The 22469-nt window shown below is 67.0% G+C and carries 12 protein-coding genes, 1 tRNA gene and 1 rRNA gene; 10 read left to right on the top strand and 4 right to left on the bottom strand.

What is annotated here, in order from left to right; all coding sequences use genetic code 11:
- The 7 genes from rrf to VPH46_RS15500 all read left to right on the top strand — a co-directional run.
- Window positions 1-113, top strand: a 5S ribosomal RNA gene (gene rrf / locus VPH46_RS15530); the annotation flags it as partial.
- A 49-nt stretch (window positions 114-162) separates the two neighbouring features.
- Window positions 163-239: transfer RNA gene (locus tag VPH46_RS15525), tRNA-Met, on the top strand.
- 598 nt (window positions 240-837) lie between these two features.
- Window positions 838-3897, top strand: a complete 3060-nt coding sequence (locus VPH46_RS15520; protein ID WP_416612652.1) for a TonB-dependent receptor — start codon at window positions 838-840, stop codon at window positions 3895-3897.
- Window positions 3898-3954: 57 nt separating this feature from the next.
- Window positions 3955-5511 (top strand): tryptophan halogenase family protein, encoded by a 1557-nt coding sequence (locus VPH46_RS15515; RefSeq protein WP_416612650.1) that lies wholly within the window; start codon window positions 3955-3957, stop codon window positions 5509-5511.
- Entirely contained in the window at window positions 5508-7019 is a 1512-nt protein-coding gene (locus VPH46_RS15510) for a tryptophan halogenase family protein (RefSeq protein ID WP_416612648.1), read from the top strand. Before VPH46_RS15515 ends, VPH46_RS15510 begins: the two co-directional genes overlap by 4 nt.
- A 20-nt stretch (window positions 7020-7039) precedes the next feature.
- Window positions 7040-8614 carry a GH39 family glycosyl hydrolase gene (locus VPH46_RS15505; RefSeq protein WP_416612645.1) on the top strand — a complete coding sequence of 525 codons (1575 nt, stop codon included), beginning with the start codon at window positions 7040-7042 and terminating at the stop codon, window positions 8612-8614.
- 19 nt (window positions 8615-8633) lie between these two features.
- Complete coding sequence (locus VPH46_RS15500; protein WP_416612643.1) at window positions 8634-10268, top strand: family 43 glycosylhydrolase; 1635 nt, start codon at window positions 8634-8636, stop codon at window positions 10266-10268.
- A 42-nt stretch (window positions 10269-10310) separates the two neighbouring features.
- Here the strand turns inward: VPH46_RS15500 and VPH46_RS15495 are convergent, their stop codons facing one another.
- The 3 genes from VPH46_RS15495 to VPH46_RS15485 are packed head-to-tail and all read right to left on the bottom strand — an operon-like array spanning window position 10311 to window position 14481.
- Window positions 10311-11105, bottom strand: coding sequence for a GDSL-type esterase/lipase family protein (locus VPH46_RS15495; protein WP_416612641.1), 795 nt, complete (start codon window positions 11103-11105; stop codon window positions 10311-10313).
- On the bottom strand, window positions 11102-12067 hold the full coding sequence (locus tag VPH46_RS15490; RefSeq protein ID WP_416612638.1) for an alpha/beta hydrolase: 966 nt from the start codon (window positions 12065-12067) through the stop codon (window positions 11102-11104). Before VPH46_RS15490 ends, VPH46_RS15495 begins: the two co-directional genes overlap by 4 nt.
- Window positions 12067-14481, bottom strand: coding sequence for a glycoside hydrolase family 3 N-terminal domain-containing protein (locus tag VPH46_RS15485; RefSeq protein ID WP_416612636.1), 2415 nt, complete (start codon window positions 14479-14481; stop codon window positions 12067-12069). Before VPH46_RS15485 ends, VPH46_RS15490 begins: the two co-directional genes overlap by 1 nt.
- 365 nt (window positions 14482-14846) lie before the next feature.
- Between VPH46_RS15485 and VPH46_RS15480 the strand changes: the two genes are divergently transcribed.
- Genes VPH46_RS15480 through VPH46_RS15470 form a run of 3 tightly spaced genes read left to right on the top strand, consistent with a single transcriptional unit; the run spans window position 14847 to window position 21606 of the window.
- Complete coding sequence (locus VPH46_RS15480) at window positions 14847-17084, top strand: hypothetical protein (RefSeq protein ID WP_416612634.1); 2238 nt, start codon at window positions 14847-14849, stop codon at window positions 17082-17084.
- Window positions 16970-18700: a DUF5597 domain-containing protein gene (locus VPH46_RS15475; RefSeq protein ID WP_416612633.1), complete on the top strand. Its 1731-nt coding sequence runs from the start codon at window positions 16970-16972 to the stop codon at window positions 18698-18700. The genes VPH46_RS15480 and VPH46_RS15475 overlap by 115 nt, the downstream gene beginning before the upstream one ends.
- Window positions 18701-18735: 35 nt before the next feature.
- Window positions 18736-21606 (top strand): TIM-barrel domain-containing protein, encoded by a 2871-nt coding sequence (locus tag VPH46_RS15470; protein ID WP_416612631.1) that lies wholly within the window; start codon window positions 18736-18738, stop codon window positions 21604-21606.
- Window positions 21607-22082: 476 nt separating this feature from the next.
- Here the strand turns inward: VPH46_RS15470 and VPH46_RS15465 are convergent, their stop codons facing one another.
- Window positions 22083-22340 (bottom strand): hypothetical protein, encoded by a 258-nt coding sequence (locus tag VPH46_RS15465; RefSeq protein ID WP_416612629.1) that lies wholly within the window; start codon window positions 22338-22340, stop codon window positions 22083-22085.
- Window positions 22341-22469 lie beyond the last annotated feature (129 nt).

Raw genomic sequence — 22469 nt, 5'->3', positions numbered from 1 at the left:
TGGTGGCTATAGCGTCTGTGACCCACCCGATCCCATCCCGAACTCGGCCGTGAAACCAGACCGCGCCAATGGTACTATCGCTCAAGCGATGGAAGAGTAGGTCGTCGCCAGGCATTGAAGCTCGTGCACACAAACACCCATTCACAATGCAATTCACCCTGGCGCGGGGTGGAGCAGCCCGGTAGCTCGTCAGGCTCATAACCTGAAGGTCACAGGTTCAAATCCTGTCCCCGCAACCAACTCAAAAGCCCGCTTGTCGCAAGACAGCGGGCTTTGTTGCGTCTGGGGCATACGCCGAATGCGTGCGCGGGCGCTTGCGTCCGGAACGGAAGCGGTGGGTGCCCAGTCGTCGGCGCTGCGCTCCTCGCGCGTCCCTCCGCCACCCCGACACGCCGCGCTCCCCAACAAGGCTCACCGCAACTGGACCCCGGCCTCCGCCGGGGTACGGCAGAAGGAAGCTGCAGGTTGCAGCGAGCGTTGGGGGCTCGAACGCCACGGGCGGCTTTTCGGCTTGGGTGCTTCGCTGTTTCGCTGCGGCACTTGGGTCTTGGGTGCCCGACCCGTGCTGCTGTGGCTGAACGTGCCTGTATCGAGGGCTACCCGATTCCGCGTGACGCCAGCTCTGGGCAGCAGTCGCGCTCGTCGCACCGGTTCTCGGAGGCGAGGAAATGCCGGCGTGGACCGCGCGTCCGCAGATTTGTGATGCGGCCGAATTCATTCTGTGACATCTACGTGAATTCTAGTTGGCTTATTAATCAACGCCCGATAATGGGAGCGCTACCGTGGAGAGCCGCCCGGTAAGCGGTGGCAGCCACTGGCATGGGGAGGACTTTTGCAATGATTTCTCGCTGGCATCGTTCACGCTCGGTGCAGGCAGCGGCGCTTCGGATGGGCGCCTCCGCGGTGGCACTGGTCGCGGTGGGGTCGGCACTGCCGGCCTGGGCACAGGTTCAGCAGGAAACGCCCGACGCGACTCAGCAGGCGGCGGGGCCCGAGGCGGAAGCCGCTGGCGGTGATGAGATCGTCGTGACCGGCCGTCGCGCCGCGCTGGAGGCCGCGGACGACCGCAAGCGCCGCAGCGAGACCATCGTCGACTCCGTCGTGGCGGATGACGCAGGCAAGCTGCCCGACAATTCGATCACCGAAGTGTTGCAGCGTGTCTCGGGCGTCTCGATCGTCCGCTTCTCGGCGTTGAACGATCCCGATCACTTCTCCGCCCAGGGTTCGGGCGTGCAGGTGCGCGGCCTGTCGGGCGTGGCTTCCCGCCTCAACGGTCGCGAGATCTTCAGCGCGAACGGCGGTCGTGCGCTGCTGTGGGGTGACGTCACGCCCGAACTCATGAGCGCCGTGGACGTCTACAAGGCGTCGACCGCGGATCTGATCGAGGGCGGCACCGGCGGCCAGATCGACCTGCGCACGCGGCTGCCGTTCGACTATCGCGACCAGGATCTCCACATCGCGGCGACCGGCGAGCTCAGCCTGGGCGACCTGGCGCAGAATGCCGACTACGCCGGATCTATCCTGGTCTCGAAGAACTTTCAGACGGGCATCGGCGACATCGGTGTCATGGTCGACGTCGCGCGCAGCCGCTTCACCCAGCTGTCGCAGTTCTTCCGCGTCGAGCCCTATTTCCGCACGCGCCTGGAAGGGGACGATTACTACGTCCCGGGCGGCTATGCGTACGGCGACGAGCGTTTCCAGCGTGATCGCACCGGCATCTACGGCGCCGTCCAGTGGTCGCCGTCGGACGCCTTTACCCTGACGGGCACCTTCTTCCAGTCGCGCTACGAGAACCTGTCGAGCGACTATGGCGCGCAGGTCGCGTCGCAGGTGCTGGCGGTAAACCCGTCCGAATCGCAGTTCGACGAGAACGGACTGCTGGTTTCCAGCCCGTCGGTGTTCGTGCGCGACCAGAACACCTTCCTGCCGAGCGGCGGCTCGATCGTCAGCGGCGGCAACAAGGGCGTCTGGGACAGCGAAACCGTCACCCGCGACTATTCGCTGGCCGCGCAGTTCACCCCGGCCGACAGCCCGCTGTCGATCAAGGGTGCGATTCAGCGCGTTGAGTCGACCAATGAGCTCAACCGCCTCGACGTGTTCCGCGACCTCAATTTCCCGACCAGCTTCGGCTTCGACCTTTCGGGCGATCTGCCGGTCGTCAGCGTGCCGGCAGGGTCGCAGGCGATCTTTAACGATCCGTCGAACTATCTCTGGTCGGCGTCGATGCCGCACAACGAGAACAACAAGGGCCGGCTCGACTCCGCAAACCTGGACCTCGAGTACAGCTTCGACGACAGCTTCTTCCGTTCGGTGAAGGCGGGCGCGCGCTGGTCGGAGCGGACCGAGCGCGACTACAACAACGGCTACAACTGGGCGGCACTCGGCCGCGGCTGGAATGGCGACCCGCAGCTCACCTTCGCCAATGCGGCGCCGGGCGACATCGAGCGGCACACCTTCAAGAACTTCTTCCGTGGCGACGCGGTCATTCCCGGGCAGCTGCTGTTTCCGTCCTATGATCTGGTCAGCCGCCTCGATCGCGAAGAGCTGACCCAGTCGCCGCCGGCCGGTTTCTGCAGCGAAGCGCAGCAGTACAACTGCTCGGCGTCGGGCCAGCTGCCGACCACCGGCTATGGCGGCCAGAGCGGTATCCGCCCGGTCGGGTTCGTCCTGCCGGACGATCTGACCGAATACCGCACCGAGACCTGGGCCGGCTACGCACTGGCGCGGTTCGGACGGGAAGGCGGTGCCTTCTCCGGTAACGTCGGCGCGCGTCTGGTGCACATCGACAACAACAGCAGCGGCTATTTCCAGCAGAACGTCGTCACGTTCATCAACAGCGCCGGCCAGACCGTGACGCTGGCTCAGGAAGCGAATGTCGTGTCCGATGGCGCGAAGTTCACCCGGGTGCTGCCGTCGGTGAACCTCGAATATGCGCTCGCCGACACGGTCAAGCTCCGCGGCGGCTACAACATCACCCTGGACAACCAGAGCTTCACCGCGCTGCGTTCCTCGGGCACGCTGGGCGTGGCGACCTCGACCAACCCCGTGGCAGGTCAGCCCGGCATTTTTACCAACTTCACCTTCGAGAGTGGAGATCCGACGCTCAAGCCCACCACGGCGCACAACTTCGATCTGTCGCTGGAATATTACGGTCCGAACGGCCGCAGCTTCCACATCGCGCCGTTCTACAAGCGGCTGCTCGACACGGCGGTGTTCTCGCTGACGCAGGTGCCGGTCAATGTGGTGTTCCAAGACGGTACCAGCATCGACACGACGGCGTCCGCAAGCATCTACCGCAACTCGGACGAGGCGGCAGAGATCAAGGGCATCGAAGTCGGCGGACGGTATTTCTTCGACATGCTGCCCGGTTGGCTCTCCGGCATCGGTGTCGAGGCGAACTACACGTTCATCGACAGCAAGAACCCGGGTGACGTCTATCGCGACATCAACGGCGCGATCCACAATGATGCGCCGCTGGCCGGCCTGTCGAAGCACAATGTGAACGCGACCTTCCTGTACGAAAAGGATCCGTTCTCGCTGCGTATCGCCTATACGTGGCGGTCGAAGTACCTGCAGTCGACCAATGCGTCCGGCACCAACCCGACCTACGCGTTCTACAGCGCGCCGGGGGTAATCTACAATCCGACCACCGGTGCGACCGGACCGGATGCGGGCACGCAGATCGCGCTGCCGACGTACAGCGACTCCTATGGCCAGTTGGACGCGGGCATCCGCTTCAAGGTGAACGACAACTTCTCGTTCGGCATTCAGGGGCAGAACCTGACCAACTCAACCCAGCGCACGCTGATGGGCGGCTATCCCGGCGGCAAGCTGGTAGGCCGCAGCTGGTTCCAGAGCGACCGCCGTATCGCGACCAGCATCAGCCTGGTGTTCTGACCTAGTGGTGGCGCCGGGGTACACCCGGCGCCACGCTTGCTGCAATAGAGGGGCGCGATGCGCAAACGCTTGCTGATCGTCGGCGGCGGTACGGCCGGCTGGCTTACCGCGGGCTACCTCGCCAAGCGGCTGAGCACCGACCTGCCCGGCGGGGTCGCCATCACGCTGGTGGAGTCGCCGGAAATCGGCATCCTCGGGGTGGGCGAGGGAACCTTTCCCACCATTCGCCGGACGCTGAAGACGATCGGCATCAGCGAGGTCGACCTCGTCCGCAAATGCGGTGCGAGCTTCAAGCAGGGCGCCAAGTTCGCGCACTGGCGCTTCACGCCCGGGTCGCCCGGCCCGGATCATTACACCCACCCATTCCAGCTGGCCCAGGCGGACAACGGCCTGGATCTGCTGCCCTATTGGCTGCTCGGCCACGGGGGCGAGGCGAACTGGGATGAGGTGTGCAGCCCGCAGAAGAAGGCGGCGGATGCGCACCGCGCGCCCAAGCTGCCGAGCCACCCCGATTACGTCGCGCCGCTGAACTACGCCTACCACTTCGACGCCGTCGCGCTGGCCGGGCTGCTGCGGGACAAGGCGGTGGAGAATGGCGTCACCCACCTCACCGATCGCGTGACGCAGGTCCATGTCGGCGAGGACGGCGCGATCGCCGGCGTCGACACCGAAGCCAACGGCCGTCTTGACGCCGATCTCTACATCGACTGCACCGGCTTCCGCGCCGAGCTGATCGGTAAGGCGCTCGGCCAGCCGTACCGCTCGTGCCGCGAGGTGCTATTCTGCGACAGCGCACTGGCAATCCAGGTGCCGTACCGGGACGAACGCGAGCCCATCGTCTCCTACACGCTCGCAACCGCGCAGGAAGCGGGCTGGATGTGGGACATCGGCCTCGATCGCCGTCGCGGCATCGGCCATGTATTTTCCTCCGCCCACACCGAGGACGCGCGCGCCGAGGAACTGCTGCGCGCCTATGTCGGTGACGTTGGCGGTGACCAGGAGGTGCGCAAGATCCGCTTCGAGGCGGGCTATCGCGAGACCAACTGGCACAAGAACTGCGTCGCCATCGGCCTGTCGAGCGGCTTCTTCGAGCCGCTGGAGGCCACCGGCATCGTCTTTTCGGAAGTGGCTGCGGGCCTGGTCGCCAATCTGTTTCCGTGGGGCGGCGACCACGAAACGTCGGCGCGCCAGTTCAACGCCAACATGCTCCAGCGCTACGAACGCGCGCGCGATTTCATCAAGCTGCATTACTGCATCTCGGAACGGCGCGATTCCGAGTTCTGGCGCGACAATGTCGCCGCATCCTCGATCCCGGACAGCCTGCACGACCTGCTCGACCGTTGGCGCTTCCGCCCGCCGACCGAGATCGACATCGACGCGAACGTCGACATCTTCACAGAGGCGAGCTGGCAATATGTCCTGTACGGCATGGGCTGGAAGACCGACCTGTCCGCACGCGCCGGTGCCTACCGCTACGTCGAGGACGCGCGCCGCGCCTTTGCGGAGGTGGAGCGGCAGGCGGCGTTCGCGATCGCCAACCTGCCGAGCAACCGGCAGCTGATCGACTACGCCCGCACACGCAGCTTCGGCCCCCCGCAGGGCGTCGCGAGATGACGGCGAAGCCGCTCGACCGCGTCGTCATCGTGGGCGGCGGGACGGCCGGGTGGATGACCGCCGCGGTGCTCGCGCGGCTGACGGCGGCGGGCACGTCGGTGACGCTGGTCGAATCCGAAGAGATCGGCACCGTCGGCGTGGGCGAGGCGACGATCCCGCCGCTCCTGGATTTCAACCGCTTCCTCGGCATCGACGAGGATGCCTTCGTCCGCGCGACCGGGGCGACGTTCAAGCTCGGCATCGAGTTCGTCGACTGGGCGCGCCGCGGGGAGCGGTACCTCCACCCGTTCGGCACGTTCGGTCGGGACGTGCAAGGGATCAAGTTCCACCAGCTCTGGCTCCGGCAGGCGCGCGTGGACCCGCCGATCGCGGACACCGGATCGTTGCACGATTACTGCCTGGCGTCGGTGGCGGCACGCATGGCGCGGTTCACCCGCCCGAGCGGCGATCCGGCCGCGGTGCTTTCGTCTTTGCGCTACGCCTTTCACTTCGACGCCGCGCTCTATGCCCGCTTCCTGCGCGGCATCGCCGAGCGGGGAGGCGTCGTGCGGGTCGAGGGGCGGGTCGCCCAGGTTGATCTCGCGCCGGAGGACGGTTTCATCCGCGCGGTGCAGCTTGCGGACGGGCGCCGGATCGAAGGCGATCTGTTCGTGGATTGCAGCGGCTTCCGGTCGCTGCTGCTCGGCGAAGCGCTGGGCGTTCCCTTCACCAGCTGGCAGCGCTGGCTCCCTTGCGACCGGGCGCTGGCGGTGCCGAGCGCTTCTGCGGGCCCGCTGCTACCGTATACCCGCGCGACGGCGGAGCGGGCGGGCTGGCGCTGGCGTATCCCGCTCCAGCACCGCACCGGCAATGGCCATGTCTATGCCAGCGCCTTTGCCAGCGACGCGGAGGCCGCCGACACGCTGCTCCAGGGACTTGACGGCGCGCCTGCTGCCGAGCCGCGCCCGCTGCGCTTCGTCGCCGGCATGCGGGAGCGCCTGTGGGAGCGCAATTGCATCGCGATCGGGCTGGCGGGCGGGTTCCTGGAGCCGCTGGAATCGACCAGCATCCACCTGATCCAGTCCGGCATTACCCGTCTGATGAGCCTGTTTCCCGACAATGGTCATGCCCCGGTCGAGCGGGAGGCCTATAACCGGCTTGCCCGGGCCGAGTATGAGCAGGTCCGGGACTTCCTGATCCTCCACTATCACGCCACGGAGCGCGACGATTCGGACTTCTGGCGCCATTGTCGCACCACGCCGCCGCCGGACAGCCTGGCGTACAAACTCGAGCTCTGGCGCGCTCGCGGCCGCGTGCTGCCCGAGGCGGGCAGCCTCTTCACCGAGGACAGCTGGATCGCGGTGCTGATGGGCCAGGCGGGCGCGCCCGCGTCCGTTGACCCGCTGGTCGCGACGCTGCCCGTCCAGGAGACCCGACGCTTCCTGCACAACCTGCGCACGGTCATCGGCCAGACCGCCGCGGCCATGCCCGCCCACGACCAGTTCATCGCCCGTCACTGTGCGGCATGATTCAGTTGGAGAGACCCATCATGACCTTCGCCCTCCGTCATGCCGGGGTCGCCGTCGCGGCGCTGGCGCTTGCCGCCTCGCCGGCGGCTGCGCAGTCCCGCCAGATCAGCGTCGATGTCGGCAAGGCCGGTGCCCCGATCGACCGGGTGTTCGACCTGTCGATCGGCGCGGATTACGCCGGCACGCTGATCCGCGCCGACAGCCTGGCGCAGCTCAAGACGACCGTGGACGAGCTCGGCTTCCGCTACATCCGCTTCCACGCGATCTTCCACGACGATCTCGGCACCGTGAAGGTCGTGAACGGCAAGACAGTGTACGATTGGACCAAGCTCGACCAACTGATCGACGCCCTGCTTGCCCGGCGCATCAAGCCGTTCGTCGAACTCGGCTTCACGCCCACCGCCATGGCGACGTCCAAGCAGACCTTGTTCTACTGGAAGGGCAACACCTCGCATCCGGAGCCCAAGGCGTGGGCGGCGCTGGTCGACGCCTTCGTGCGCCATGTCCGCGAACGCTATGGTCAGGACGAGGTGCGCAGCTGGTTCTTCGAGGTGTGGAACGAGCCCAATCTCGACGGCTTTTGGGAAAAGGCCGATCAGAAGGTCTATTTCGAACTGTATGAGTCGAGCGCGCGGACGATCAAGGCGATCGACCCCGCGCTTCGCGTCGGCGGGCCGGCTACGGCAGGCGCGGCCTGGGTGCCCGAACTGCTCGCGCTCACCGCCTCGCGCAACATCCCGATCGATTTCGTCACCACCCACACCTATGGCGTCGACGGCGGGTTCCTCGACGAGAAGGGGCAGGACGACAACAAGCTGTCGACCAACCCGGACTCCGTCGTCGGCGACGTGCGCAAGGTGCGCGCCCAGATCGACGCCACACAGTACCGCGGCATGCCGCTCTATTTCACCGAGTGGAGCGCCAGCTACAATCCGCGCGACCCGGTGCACGACAGCTACGTGAGCGGTCCGTTCATCCTCACCAAGTTGCGCGCCACCCGCGGCATCGCCCAGGGCATGAGCTATTGGGCATATAGCGACCTGTTCGAGGAAGCCGGCCCGCCGCCCACGCCCTTCCACGGCGGCTTCGGCCTGATGAACCGGGAAGGCATCCGCAAGCCGGCCTGGTTCGCGTACAAATATCTGAATGCGGTGAAGGGCAGGGAGATCGCCACCGGCGACACCGAGGCGCTGGCGGCTACCGAAGGTGGCAAGACCAATGTCGTGCTCTGGGCATGGCGCCAGCCGGAGCAGAAGGTGAGCAACCGCCCGTTCTTCACCAAGCTGCTGCCGGCCAAGGCGGACCAGCCCGCCGAATTGCGCTTCGCCGGCCTCCAGCCGGGTCGCTATCGGATCGCGGTGCGGCGCGTCGGCTTCAAGGTCAACGACGCGCACACCCGCTACCTGGAGATGGGCTCCCCCAAAGATTTGAGCGCCGCACAGCTCGCCGAGCTGCAGACGTTGACGCGCGATCTGCCCGAGAAGCAGACGACCATGCAGGTCGGACGCGACGGCCGGCACGCGATGACGGTGAGGATGCGCAGCAACGACGTGGTGCTCGTATCGGTCGAGCCCGCCGGCGCCGCGCAGCAATAGCGTTCAGCGAGAGAGAAACATGACCGTGAACCGCCGCGAAACCTTCCTGTTGGCGCTCGCTTCGGCCGGCGCGACGCTGCCGGGCAGGGCTCTGGCGACGCCCAAGGCTGCGCCTTCGTCCACGCGCGCGCGCTGGGGAGCCACGGTCGAGGGGCAGCGCCGGGCCGATCTCGGCAACGGCACCTACCTCAATCCGGTTCTGGCCGGCGATCGGCCCGACCCGAACGTGCTGAAGGACGGGGACGACTATTATGCTGCCTTCTCGTCGTTCCTCTACTATCCGGGCGTGCCGATCTGGCATTCGCGCGACCTGGTGAACTGGACGCCGGTCATCGCTGCGCTCAAGGCGCCGATCGGCAACGTCTGGGCGCTCGACATCGCGAAGCACGACGGCCGCTACTTCATCTACATCCCCGTCTTGGACGACAACGACCCGGGCCGCGCCCTCAAGACCTATGTCATCCACGCACCCAGCATGAAGGGGCCTTGGTGCGACCCGATCGACATGCGGATCGATGGCCTCATCGATCCCGGCCATGCGGTGGGCGAGGACGGCAAGCGCTACCTGTTCTTCAACGGCGGCAACCGGGTGCAGCTGAGCGACGACGGCCTGTCGGCGGCGGGCAAGGTGCAGCATGTGTATGGCGGCTGGCCGATCCCCGAGAACTGGATCATCGAGGGCTTCGCGCTCGAGGGGCCGAAGATCACCCGCAAGGACGGGTGGTTCTACATGTTCTCCGGCCAGGGCGGCACCGCCGGCCCGCCGACCAGCCACATGGTGGTGGTCGCCCGATCGCGTTCGATCGACGGCCCCTGGGAGAATTGTCCGCACAACCCGATCGTGCGCACCGCCAGCCGCGACGAGCCCTGGTGGTCGCGCGGCCATGCGACGGCGGTCGAGGGTCCGGATGGCAAATGGTGGCTGGTCTACCACGGCTATGAGAACGGCCTGCGCACGCTGGGCCGCCAGATGTTGCTGGAGCCGATCGAGTGGACCGCCGACGGCTGGCCCCGCGCCACGGGCGGCGACCTTTCACGCCCGCTGCCCAAACCGGGCGGCGCGGGCGGCGCCCACGGACAGCCACTGTCGGGCTTCAACCCGGACGCGATCGGGAACAAGCTGACCTTCTGGGCACCGCGTCCGGGCTATCTCGATCGCGCGCGCATCGCCGGCCACGCGCTCACGCTAACCGGGCAGGGGACCGGTCCGGCGGATGCCTCGCCACTGTTGTTCGTGGCCGGCGACCGCTCCTACGAGGTGCGCGTCGAGCTGGAGCTGGATGGCGCAACCCAGGCCGGGCTGATCCTGTTCTACAACGAGAAGCTGTTCTGCGGCCTCGGCGTCGGGCCCGAAAAGCTCCACGCCTATCGCATTGGCCAGGAGGAACGCTGGCCCGCCGGCGCGCCGATCGACACGCGGCGCCTGCACCTGCGGCTGGTCAACGACGAGGATGTGGTCACCTTCTACTACAGCCGCGACGGAAAGCGCTGGACCAAGGAGCGCTCGTTCGAAGTCGCCGGCTACAACCACAATGTCGCGGACGGCTTCCTCAGCTTGCGGCCCGGCCTCTACGCGGCGGGCGAGGGGAAGGCGACGTTCCGCAATCTGGCCTATCGTGCGTTGCAGGGGGTGAGCGACAGCGTCCGTCCGTGATCCCGCGGCACCCCGGCCTGGAGCCGGGCTGCCGATCCCAATTCAGCGTGGCGGACGTCCCAGTGCCTCGGCGATGGCCTTGCGTGCGACGGGGGCCATCCGCGCATAGCCGGCCGCGTTCGGGTGCAGGCCGTCGCCAGTATAGGCCTCCGTCAGCATGCCGCGCGCGTCCATCAGCGGTGCCGCATAGTCGGCAAAGGCGTAGCCCCGCGCCGCCGCGAGCGCCCGCAACCCGTCGTTGATCGCGCGCAGGGTCGCCGGCGGACGCTCCTTGGTCATGTACCCGCGATCCTTGCCATAGTCGTTCACCGGCAGCAGCGCCCCCAACACGACGCGGATGCCCCGCGCATCGGCGATGTCGGCCATGGCGGTGATGTTCGCGAGGATCGTCTCCGGCGTCTCGATCTGCAGGAAGCCGGACACGTCGTTGGTCCCGCCCAGGATCACCACGGCAGCAGGGCGCAGCGCCACGACATCCTGTTCGAAGCGAACCAGCATCTGCGCCGTCACCTGCGCACCGATGCCGCGATTGACGTAGAGCTTGCCGGGAAAGGCCTTGGCGAGGTCCCAGCCATCGGTGATCGAATCGCCTAGGAACACGACCCGCTGTTCGCCGCGCGCCGGCGGGGGCAGTGCGGCGTTGGCCGGGGCGTAGAGATAGCGCTCGCCAAAGTCCTGCATCAGCGACGGGACCAGCTTCTCGCGGAATGGCCCGCCCCATGGTCCCCAGTCGCGCGCCTCCGTGACGGTGCGGCGCTCGGGGCTGCTCTGATAATGCGGTTCGTCGGCGGCAACGAGTAGCACCGCGCCGGCAAGCAGCAGCGCGATCCGCTTCATGCCGGCAGCACGCCCAGTCGCCGGGCATAGGCGGCGAACAGATCGGGCCAGGCGGCCGCCGGCACCGTCTTGGGGAGGCGAACGCCGAAGCCGTGGCCGCCCTTGTCGAAGCCGTGGAACTCGGTCTCGCGCTGCTGGTCGAGCATCGCCTGGTACAGGGCGATGCTGTTGGCGATCGGCACCAGCCCGTCGTCGCTGGCATGCGCCAGGAAGATCGGCGGCGTGGTGGCGGTGACCCGCGTCTCGACCGAGGCGGTCCGCCGCAGCGTCTCGTCCGCGTTCTCCCCGAGCAGCGCGTCGCGCGACCCGCCGTGGGTGAACGGCGCCGCAAGGCTGACCACCGGATAGATCAGGCCGGCGAGATCGGGCCGGGCGGACTGCTGGTCGGCAGCGTCGACCGGTGCATAGGTCCGCTCGTCATGCCGCGTCGCGAGACTGCCGGCGAGATGCCCGCCCGCCGAGAAGCCGAGCGCCGCCACGCGCTTGGGATCGACTCCATAGGTCGCCGCACGCGCCCGGATCACGCGCATCGCCCGCTGCGCATCCTGCAACGGCACCAGCGCGCGATCGGCCCAGCCTTCGCCCGGCAGGCGATAGCTCAGGATGAAGCAGGTGACGCCGCGTGCGTTGAGCCAGCGCGCCTGTTCCTCACCCTCGTTGTCGATCGCGAGGAAGCCGTAGCCTCCGCCCGGCACCAGCAGCACCGCCGTGCCGTTGGGCGAGGGCGCACGCCGCACCATCAGCGTCGCCCGATTGATGCCGGTCAGCCAGCGATCGTTGAAGCCCGGGTCCTTGGACTGTTGCGCGACCGTGCCCACCGGCAGGCGGGACGGCGTGCCCGGCGCCTTGCCGGGCCACAGCTGGATCGTCTCCCCCCAGGCGATCGGCGCGGCATGCGCCGTTGCGCCGACGAAGGGAAGGACCGCGGCCGCTGCGAGCACCTCGCGACGTGACGGCGTCATCACTTCGCCTCGCCGCCTGCGGGGCACACCGCGCCCGCAGGATCGGTCGCGAGCCGGATGTCCGAAATCGCCACCGAGAGGGGCGCCGAGGCGTCGAGCGCGAACGGGGTCGAGACCTTGTCCACCGTCGCGCCCGCAGCGCGGAAGCACTTCAGCGGTACGCGCAGCACATGCCAGCCGGCGCTCCTGTCGAGCGTCGAGGCGATATCCAGCCGTCCGCCGCCCAGCGCCAGCCCGACCGGACCGGTCGGCGCCTTGTCGAGGCGATAGGTGACCTGCAGGTTGAGGTCCCCGTTGGTTTCGCGCGTGAGGGCGAGCTCCGGGCCGGAGATCCGCGCCGTTCCCTTGTTTTTCCAGGTCAGTTGCACCGCACCCTCCTGGGCGGTGGCGCTGTCCACGGCCGCTCGGCCGACCGCGGGATCGAGCGACAGCTGGAAGGGCGCCGGCACGCGGCCGCGCGCAAAGAACAGGCTGGTGTTGGCGAGGCTGGCGTCGATGCCGGCGACCTCGCTCAGCGCGGGCACCGTGCCCCCCTTGGCGTAGCTCAGGCCATAGCCGAACGGGAACAGCGGGTCGTAGCCGGGCGCGCCGCGGTTCAGCACGAACTGCGCGGCCGTCTTGGGCCAGCTGAAGGCGAGCTTGCCGTTGAAGTCGCGCTTGCCGCCGACCAGCACGTCGGCGACGCCGGCCCCTTCCGAGCCCGGGAACCAGGCGGCCACGAACGCATCCGACTGGTTGAGCTCCGGGTTCACCCACATCGGGCGGCCCGACAGGAACACCGATACGGTCGGTACGCCCGCGGCCTTCAGCTTCTTCAGCAGCGCCAGCGCCTGCTTGTCGCCCGCCTCGAACTCCAGCGAGCGAACGTCGCCGCGCATCTCCGCATAGGGCTGCTCACCGACCACCACGATCGCGACATCGGGCTTGGTGGTGAAGCTGCCGTCCGCCGAAAGTGTCGCGGTGCCGCCGCCGGCTTTGGCCGCGGCTGCGATCCCGGCGTAGATCGAGGTTGCGCCGGGGAAGTCGGCGTTGGTGTTGCCGTCGCCCTGCCACGAGAGCGTCCAGCCGCCCGATTGGCGGCCGATGTCGTCTGCCGCTTCACCGGCGACGAGGATGTTGGCGCCCGCCTTCACCGGCAGCACACCATTGTTCTTGAGGAGCACGAGGCTCTTCGCCACGGCTTCGCGCGCCACTGCGCGGTGCTCGGCCGATCCGATCACCTGCGGGCGGCCTTCAAAGGGGCGCGGCGCGTCGAACAGGCCCAGCTTCATCTTCACGCGCAGGATGCGGCGCACCGCATCGTCGATGCGCGCCATCGGGATGGTCCCGGCCTTCGCCGCGGCGAGGGTGGTGGTGTACAGGCCCTTCCAGCTGTCCGGCGCCATCGCCATGTCGAGGCCCGCGTTGAAGGTCGCGGGGCAGTTCTCGTTGGTGCAGCCCGGGATCTGGCCATGGCCGTTCCAGTCGCCGACGATGAAGCCTTCAAAGCCCATGCGCCCCTTTAGCACGTCCGTCAGCAGCGACTTGTTGCCGTGCATCTTGGCGCCATTCCAGCTCGAAAAGCTGGCCATCACCGTCATGGTGCCGGCGTTCACCGCCGCCGGGTAGCCGGCGTTGTGGATCGCGATCAGGGTCGCCTCGTCGACCTGGGTGTCGCCCTGGTCGATGCCGTCCTTGGTGCCGCCGTCGCCCAGAAAGTGCTTCACGCTCGCCGAGACATGCCCTTTTTGAATGCCCCAGTTCGCGGGCTTGCCCTGCAGCCCCTCGACCATTGCGCCAGCATAGGAGGCGACCACCGCGGGATCCTCCGAATAGCCCTCATAGGCGCGGCCCCAGCGATCGTCCTGGGGCACCGCCAGCGTCGGGCCGAACGCCCAATCGATGCCTGCCGCCGCCGTCTCGGCTGCGGTCGCTTCGCCGATGCGGCGGATCAGCGCGGGGTCCCGCATCGCGCCCAGCGCGCTGTTGTGCGGGAAGATCGTCGCGCCGACCACGTTGTTGTTGCCGTGTACCGCATCGATGCCGAACATCAGCGGGATGGGGACGTGCCCCGGTCGCTGTTCCAGCGCGACCGCATTGAACGCGCGCGACGTCGCGACCCAGGGGGCAGCGGGCGAGCGATCGGGAGCGCCGATCGGCGGCGAACTGCCGCCCGCCAGGATCGAGCCGAGCGGATAGGTGCGCAGGTCCTCTGGCGTGATCGAGGCGGTGTCCGCCTGGATCATCTGGCCGATCTTCTCTTCAAGGGTGAGCTTGGCGAGCAGTGCCGTGATCTTCGCCTCGGTCTTGGCATCCACCAGCGCGGCCGGGCTCTTCGCCTCGGGCCAGCGTGCCGGATCGGCGACCTGTGCTGCCGTTCCGCTTGCCACCATCCCCATCAGGGCGGCGACCGCCCAAAAGCCCACGCGACGCATTCCATTCCTCTCCGGCTTTGCCCGCTCTCAACAAGAGCACAGGTCTGATACCGCTATCTACACTTGCTGCTTTGCAGATGCATCAGATGCGCCCGCACGTCTATGGCCCGCTAAGATTGATCCTCGAGGCGAGGAGGGGAAGCCTGGCGAAATCTGACGTTCCTGAGAAGTAGAGCGCATTGCACATCGGACACCTTACCAACACCGCAGAAGACGGGCATGAGCGGTCCAAGTGTGGCTGCCGTCGGCCGTCATCACTTTAATCAGACCGTTCGCCGGTTGTGTTAGCGATATCCGCCATGCCATAGACAGCGGCAAGGGCAGCAAGCAGCCTAAGAACAATCAGGTGGGGAAGGCGGGGGATGATGGCGCGTATGCACTTGATGCAAACAGCCATGGTCGCGCTTGCCCTTTGCGTCGGTGTCCACGCCACCGCTCGACCCGCTGCTTCCCAGGCTTCTCCGTACGAGTGGCGCAACGTCACGGTCGGCGGCGGGGGCTTTGCGCCCGGGATCGTGTTCAGCATCGCCGAGCGCGGCCTCGCTTACCTGCGCACGGACATGGGCGGCGCCTATCGCTGGGATGCGGCCAAGGCGCGCTGGCTGCCGCTGCAGGACGACGAAAGCGAGCCCAGCTACATGGGCATCGAGAGCATCGCACCCGATCCCGTGGATCCGGATGTCGTCTACATGGCGGCAGGCATGAGCGCCCGGATGCCGGCGGCGATCTTTCGCTCCGCCGATCGCGGCGTCAGCTGGCGCAAGACGGCGGTACCGTTCGCGATGGGCGGCAACGAGGACGGCCGCGGCATGGGCGAACGGCTCGCGATCGATCCGAACGCCCCCGCCACCCTGTTCTTCGGCTCGCGCCACGACGGCCTGTGGCGCAGCGACGATTCGGCAGCGACCTGGCAGAAGGTAGGGAGTTTCCCGCTCCCGGGCCTCGGCAAGCCCGCTCGCCCGCGCACGACCCACGGCGGCCTTTCCTTCGTCCTGTTCGATCGCGCCAAGCGCGGCCGCATCTATGTGGCAAGCGCGGACCCGGGCGCGCAGCACCTGTTCCGGTCGGACGACGGCGGCAACGGCTGGCGCGCGGTCGCGGGAGGACCGTCCCCCGATCTCCTGCCGGTCAAGGCGGCGGTCGGCCGCGATGGCGTCCTCACCATCACCTACTGCGACTATATCGGGCCCAACGGGATCGAGCGCGGCGAAGTCTGGCGATACGATCCGGGCAAGGAAGCGTGGCGCGACGTGACGCCGCTTAAGGGGGCGGCGGTCGTGCCCGGCGGCTACATGGGCGTGGCGGTCGCGGCGAGCGATCCGAACATCATCGCGGTTGCGACGGTGAACCGCTATCAGGGTGGCGATACGGTTTGGCGCTCGACGAATGCCGGCCGGGCGTGGCAGGAACTCTCGGGCACCAGCACGCGCGACGTGTCCGCCACGCCATTCCTCGACTTCGACAAGAAGGCCGACTTCGGTCACTGGATCGCCGGGCTCGCGATCGACCCGTTCGATGCGAACCACGCGGCGTATGTCACCGGCGCGACGATGTACGCGACCAACGGCTTCCACCAAGCCGACACCCTGCACTGGGCGCCATGGACCAGGGGGATCGAGCAGACTGCGGTGATCACCCTCGTCAGCCCCACGGGCGGCGCGCACCTCGTCTCCGGGTTCGGCGATCTCGGTGGCTTCCGCCACGACGACCTCACCGTCTCGCCGCCGCGGGTCCACCTCAATCCGTTTCTCACCAACACCAACTCGCTCGATTACGCCGGCAAGGCGCCGGCGGTGCTGGTGCGCAGCGGCAATACGCACAAGCCGGTGGTGCCGGATACCTCGCTCGCCTGGTCCGGCGATGGCGGGACGAACTGGCAGCCGCTGCGCGTTCCGCCAAGCGAAGCCACCAACGGCGTGCCCCCACCCGAACGCACCGGCAACGCCGCGATCACCGTCTCGGCTGACGGCGGCACCTTCGTGGTGGAGACCACGCGGCCCATCCTGACCCGTGATCGCGGCAAGACATGGCTGGCGATCCAGGGCCTGCCCTCACGCGTCCGCGTGACCGCGGACAAGGCCGATCCCCGCCGTTTTTATGCCCTCGATTTCGCCGCGAACCGCCTGGTGCGCAGCGACGATGGCGGCGCCACCTTCAAGCCCGTCGCGAGCACCGGTCTTCCCGCCGATCTGTCCGGCGCCCGCGCGATCGGGCGCGAGGCGGCCAACCCGCTGGTCGCGGCGCCGGGCCGGGCAGGGTCCCTGTGGCTGCTGGTCGGAAGCGACCTCTACCGCTCGACCGACTTCGGCGAGCGTTGGGAACGCGCCACCACCGGCGTCGCCATTTCGCGCTACGGCCTCGGCAAGGGTGCGCCTGGCGCGAAATGGCCCGCGCTCTACGCCATCGGCCAGCTCGGGACCACGAAAGGCGTGTTCCGCTCGCTCGACGGCGGGGCGGGGTGGCAACGTATCAACGACGATGCGCATCAATGGGGTCTGCGCCTGCGCATGGTGAGCGGAGACCCGCGTCGGTTCGGCCGCGTCTATGTGGCAACCGACGGGCGCGGGATCCTGTACGGCGATCCGAAAGAGGGGGTGAAGTGAACGTATTCAAACTAGGCACGGCGCTGATCGCGCTCGCGAGTGCCACCACCGCAGCCGCACAGGCCGGCCCGGCCACCGAGCTGCCGCGGCTGGAGACCCGCAACAGTCGCCACGCCTTTATCGTCGACGGCGCGCCCTATCTGATGCTCGCGGCGCAGGCCAACAACTCCAGCAACTACCCCGCCATGCTTGCCGAGGTGTGGCCGACGCTCGACCGGATCAACGCCAACACGCTCGAGATCCCGATCGCCTGGCAGCAGGTCGAACCGGTCGAGGGGCAGTTCGACCTCTCGTTCCTACAGGTGCTGCTCGACCAGGCACGCGCGCACGACAAGCGCATCGTCCTGCTCTGGTTCGGCACCTGGAAGAACACCAGCTACGCCTACACCCCCGACTGGGTGAAGCTGAACCCCGGCCGCTTTCCGCGCATGAAGACGCGCGACGGCAAGGATCATGGCGTGCTCAGCGCCCATGGCGAACAGACTTTGGCGGCGGACACGCGCGCCTTCGTCAAGGTCATGGAATATCTGCGGGATCACGACCAGCAAAACACCGTCATCCTGGTGCAGCCACAGAATGAGACGGGCAGCTACCGCAACCCGCGCGACTTTGGCGCCACCGGCAACCGCCTGTTCGCGCAGCAGATCCCTGCCGCACTCGCCCGCAAGACCGGAAAGTCCGGGACCTGGTCGCAGGCGTTCGGCGCCCAGGCGGATCGCGCCTTCAACACCTGGTATGTCGCTTCCTACGTCAATGCGATGGCGGCGGCGGGCAAGAAGGTGAAGCCGCTGCCGATGTACGTGAACGCATCGCTCGCCGGGCCATCGAACGTGCCCGACCCGGATGGCGTGGCGAGCGGCGGGCCGCAGCAGGACGTGCTCGACATCTGGAAGGCCGCCGCCCCGGCAATCGATTTCCAGGCGCCCGACATCTACGATCGCAAGAGCGAGAACATCGTCCAGTATCTCGACAAATACGCGCGCCCCGACAATGCGCTGATGGTGCCGGAGATCGGCAACGGCAAGGAGTTCGCCCGCTTCTTCTATCCGACGATCGGTCGTGGCGGGATCGGGTTTGGGCCCTTCGGCATGGACGACACCGGTTACTTCAACTACCCGCTCGGCTCCGACCGGCTCGACAAGGATACGCTCGACGCCTTCGCCTTGCCGTACAAGGCGGTGGGTTCGATCATGCGCGACTGGGCCCGGATCGCCGCCACCCGCCCGACCTGGGGCGCGGCCAAGCCCGACGACGGCGCCGCTGTCTCCACCGTCCTGGGCGGCTGGAAGATCACCGGCAGCTGGGGCGAGTGGCAGTTCGGCACCAAGGAGTGGACCTGGTTGAAGTCCGAGCCGGCACCCTGGGCGTCGCAGCCGATCGGCGGCTTCGCGGTAGCACAGATGTCCGACACCGAATTCCTGCTGGTAGGCGATCACGTCCGCGTCCGTTTCGAGTCCGAGACGCCTGGCGCCATGGTGCTGCGGATCGAGGAAGGCAGCTTCGCCGAGGGCAAGTGGGTGATGAAGCGGGTGTGGAACGGCGACCAGACCGATTATGGAATCAACCTGATCGACCGGCCGCAGGTATTGAAGATCACGACGGGCCGCGCGCGCTGAATGCGCGGCCAGAGGGGATGCAGATAGCTATGATTATGAACAAGGTTTTCGTCTCGGCGCTGTTGGTCGGAAGCGCGATCGCCTCGCCCGCGATGGCGCAGAGCGGCGCGTTCCAGAAGATCGCCGGCGGCGTGGCGGTGACACCGGCGTCCGGCCCGTCCGCGCGTGTCGAGGTGACGGTGCATGGCGATGGCATCATCCACGTCGTCGCCACGCCGCGCGACATGGCGAGCGGCCCGCTGGTACCCAGCCTGATGGCGCCCAGTCCGCCCGCCGCCGGCAAGTTCACGGTCCAGGAGCAGGGGGGCTACGTCACCCTCGCGGCCGCCAAGTCGACGGCGCAGATCGCGCTCGCGACCGGCGAGGTGCGCTTCCTCGACGCGGCCGGCAACGTGCTGCTGAACGAGGCCGGCGCCACCACCTTCGCCCGCACCACTGCCGACGGCAAGCCGTTCGTCACCGTGTCGCAGCAGTTCAACCGCGGCACCGATGAGGGTGTCTACGGCCTCGGCCAGCACCAGAATGCCTACATGGACAACCTGGGCGAGGACGTCGAACTCGCGCAGCACAACATGGACATCGGCGTGCCATTCATGGTGTCCACCAAGGGCTACGGCCTGTTGTGGGACAACAACTCGATTACCCGCTTCGGCAATCCCAAGCCCTACCAGTTCGTCGGCGAGGGGATGAAGGTCTCGTCCGGCGGCAAGGCCGGCTGGAAGGCCGAATATTTCCTGGACGGCAAGCCCGTGGTGACCCGCCAGGAAGCGACGATCAATTATCAGTACATCCGGGACCAGGCGAACTGGCCCGAGGCGGCCAAGGCAAAGACCGAGGCGGCGACCGGCGGGCAGAACACCGCGGGCAACGCGGTGCAGAAGCAGACGGTGATCTGGACCGGCGACGTGATGCCGACAAGCACCGGCACCCACCGCTTCCAGCTCTATGGATCGAGCTATTTCAAGGTCTTCGTCGACGGCAAGGAAGTGCTGAACCGCTGGCGCCAGAACTGGAACCCCTGGTACGCCAATTTCGACGTGCCGATGACCGCCGGCAAGGCCGCCAACGTCCGCATCGAATGGGAGCCCAACGCCGGCTACATGGCGCTGCTGCACAGCGACCCGCTCCCCGCCGAGGACCGCAACTCGATCTGGTTCACCAGCGAAGTGGGCCAGGCCAAGAACTATTGGTTCATCCCCGGCGGCAGCATCGACGGCGCGATCGCCGGCTATCGCCAGCTGACCGGCAAGTCCGAGATGATGCCGAAGTGGGCGTACGGCTTCTGGCAGTCGCGCCAGCGGTACGACACGCAGGACGAGGTGACCGGCGTCGTCGCCAAGTATCGCGAGCTCAAGATCCCGCTCGACAACATCGTGCTCGACTGGCGCTATTGGCGCGACGACGATTGGGGCAGCCACCGCTTCGATGCGACGCGCTTCGCCGATCCGAAGAAGATGATCGACACGGTGCACGCCGACCATGCGCGCTTCATGATCTCGGTCTGGCCGAAATTCTATCCGACCACCGATACCTACAAGGAGCTCGAGGCCGCCGGTGCGGTGTACAAGGGCAACCTGGAGATGGGGAACAAGGACTGGGTCGGCCCCGGCTATGCCAGCACCTTCTACGATCCCTATTCGCCGGAAGGTCGCCGCCTCTTCTGGAAGCAGATCGAGGAACGGCTGGCGAAGCTCGGCACCGACGCCTGGTGGGCGGATGCCAGTGAGCCGGACATGCACTCCAACCTCTCGATCGAAGAGCGCATCAAGACGATGGGGCCGAACGCGATCGGACCGGCAACGCTGTATTTCAACAGCTTCCCGCTGATGAACGCAAAGGCGTTCTACGACGGCTGGACCTCGTTCAAGCCGGACGTTCGCCCGTTCCTGCTCACCCGCTCGGGCTTCGGCGGCTTGCAGCGCTACAGCTCGGCGATCTGGTCCGGCGATATCGCCAGCCGCTGGTACGACCTGAAGGCGCAGATCTCCGCTGGCGTGAATGCGTCCATGTCGGGCATCCCCAACTGGACTCACGACATCGGCGGCTTCGCGCTGGAGGATCGCTACGCCACCAAGACGCCGAAGCCGGCGGATCTCGACGAATGGCGTGAACTCAACCTGCGCTGGTTCCAGTTCGGCGCGTTCAGTCCGCTGTTCCGCAGCCATGGCGAATTTCCGTATCGCGAGATCTACGAGATCAGCCCGGAAGGCTCGCCGATGCGGCAGTCGATGGTCTGGTACGACCAGCTTCGCTACCGCCTGATGCCGTATATCTACACGGTGGGCGCCGACACCTACATGAAGGACGGCAGCATCATGCGTGCGCTCGCAGCCGACTTCCCGCAGGACAAGGTCGCGCGGGATCTCGCCGACGAGTATCTCTTCGGCGATGCATTCCTCGTCGCGCCCGTCGTCGAATACAAGGCGCGCAGCCGGCAGGTGTATTTCCCCGGCACGGGCATCTGGTACGATTTCTCGTCGGGCCAGACCTATCGCGGCGGGCAGACGGCGACCGTTGCGGCGCCGGCGGAGCGCATGCCGCTGTTCGTCCGTGCCGGTGCGATCGTGCCGATGGGGCCGGTGATGCAATATACCGATCAGGATCGCAGCGCACCGCTGACGATCACGGTGTATACGGGCGCCAACGGCAGCTTCTCGCTCTACGAGGACGACGGCACCAGCACCGCCTACAAGCAAGGCGCGTTCAGCCGCATTCCCATCCGCTACGACGAGCGCACCGGCGCGGTGACGCTTGGCGCACGCGAAGGGAAGGGCTGGACCGGTATGCCCGCCAGCCGCGCAATCCGCGTTCGCTGGGTGAGCGAAGGCAAGCCGGTGACCGATACCGACGCGTATGACGCGCAGGTGACGTACACCGGCCGGGCCCTCACGATCCCGCGGAAGTAACCCGGCCACCCAATCCTCCCCATCTTTGATGGGGAGGGGGACCGCCGCCATAGGCGGTGGTGGAGGGGCAGAGCCACGAGCGCCACGCCGCGACCTTCCCTCCACCGTGCTACGCTAGGTTCCCCTTTTCAGCAGAACTGGGGGAGGAGCGGAATGTCCACGAGTGGGTGGTAAGCTGCCGTTCGACATTTACCCATCCACGCGGTTGCGGAAGGTAGGGCGATGGCATCGCGCTCGACATGGCTGAGGTGGGGCCTCGTCCTGTTTTCTGCAGCTATCATGTTGCAAGGCGTGGCAGAAAGACGACCCTACAAGCTCGCCATAACCGCTGCTACGGCGGTCGTGTTCATCGCCGTTGTGGGCGTGGGATGGCTATTTGCGACTAAGCGCGAGCGCTAAATTGAATGTCGGCACCTGGGCGCTTGCTGCCGTTCATTCGTAAACGCGCCGAAGCGTCCGGAAGTGGGAAGCGGACGTTAGATGCCTCCCAGTGTATTGCCGATGACGGCTGTGGCGATCAGGCTGACGATGAGTAGCACAGGTGCCATGACCCATCGCATCGCACCTCGATTAGACGCTAGGCCGAGCACGAGCGGCAAACCTACGATCCACGTGATGTGCCAAGGGCTTGGTAATACCGCCAGCTTTACAATGGCAAAGGTGACGAGGGATACAAAAAGACCGAGAAGCAGAATTTGCGTCGAATAGCGTTGCTCAGGGATCAGGCTGCTCATCGGCGAAGCTTCGCGGCAATCGCGGATGTCCGCAAGTGGGCGGAAGCCGCCACGTCATCGTCATCGTGCGCAGGCGGAGAGCTATAAGCTCCTGACCTCGTGGTGGAGGTGAACGTTGCGCGTATGGAT

Source organism: Sphingomonas sp. MJ1 (PH-R8), from assembly GCF_048058635.1.
Classification (GTDB): Bacteria; Pseudomonadota; Alphaproteobacteria; order Sphingomonadales; family Sphingomonadaceae; genus Sphingomonas.
Note: the sequence above shows the minus strand (reverse complement) of the source record. Positions and strands in the feature narration are given on the sequence as shown.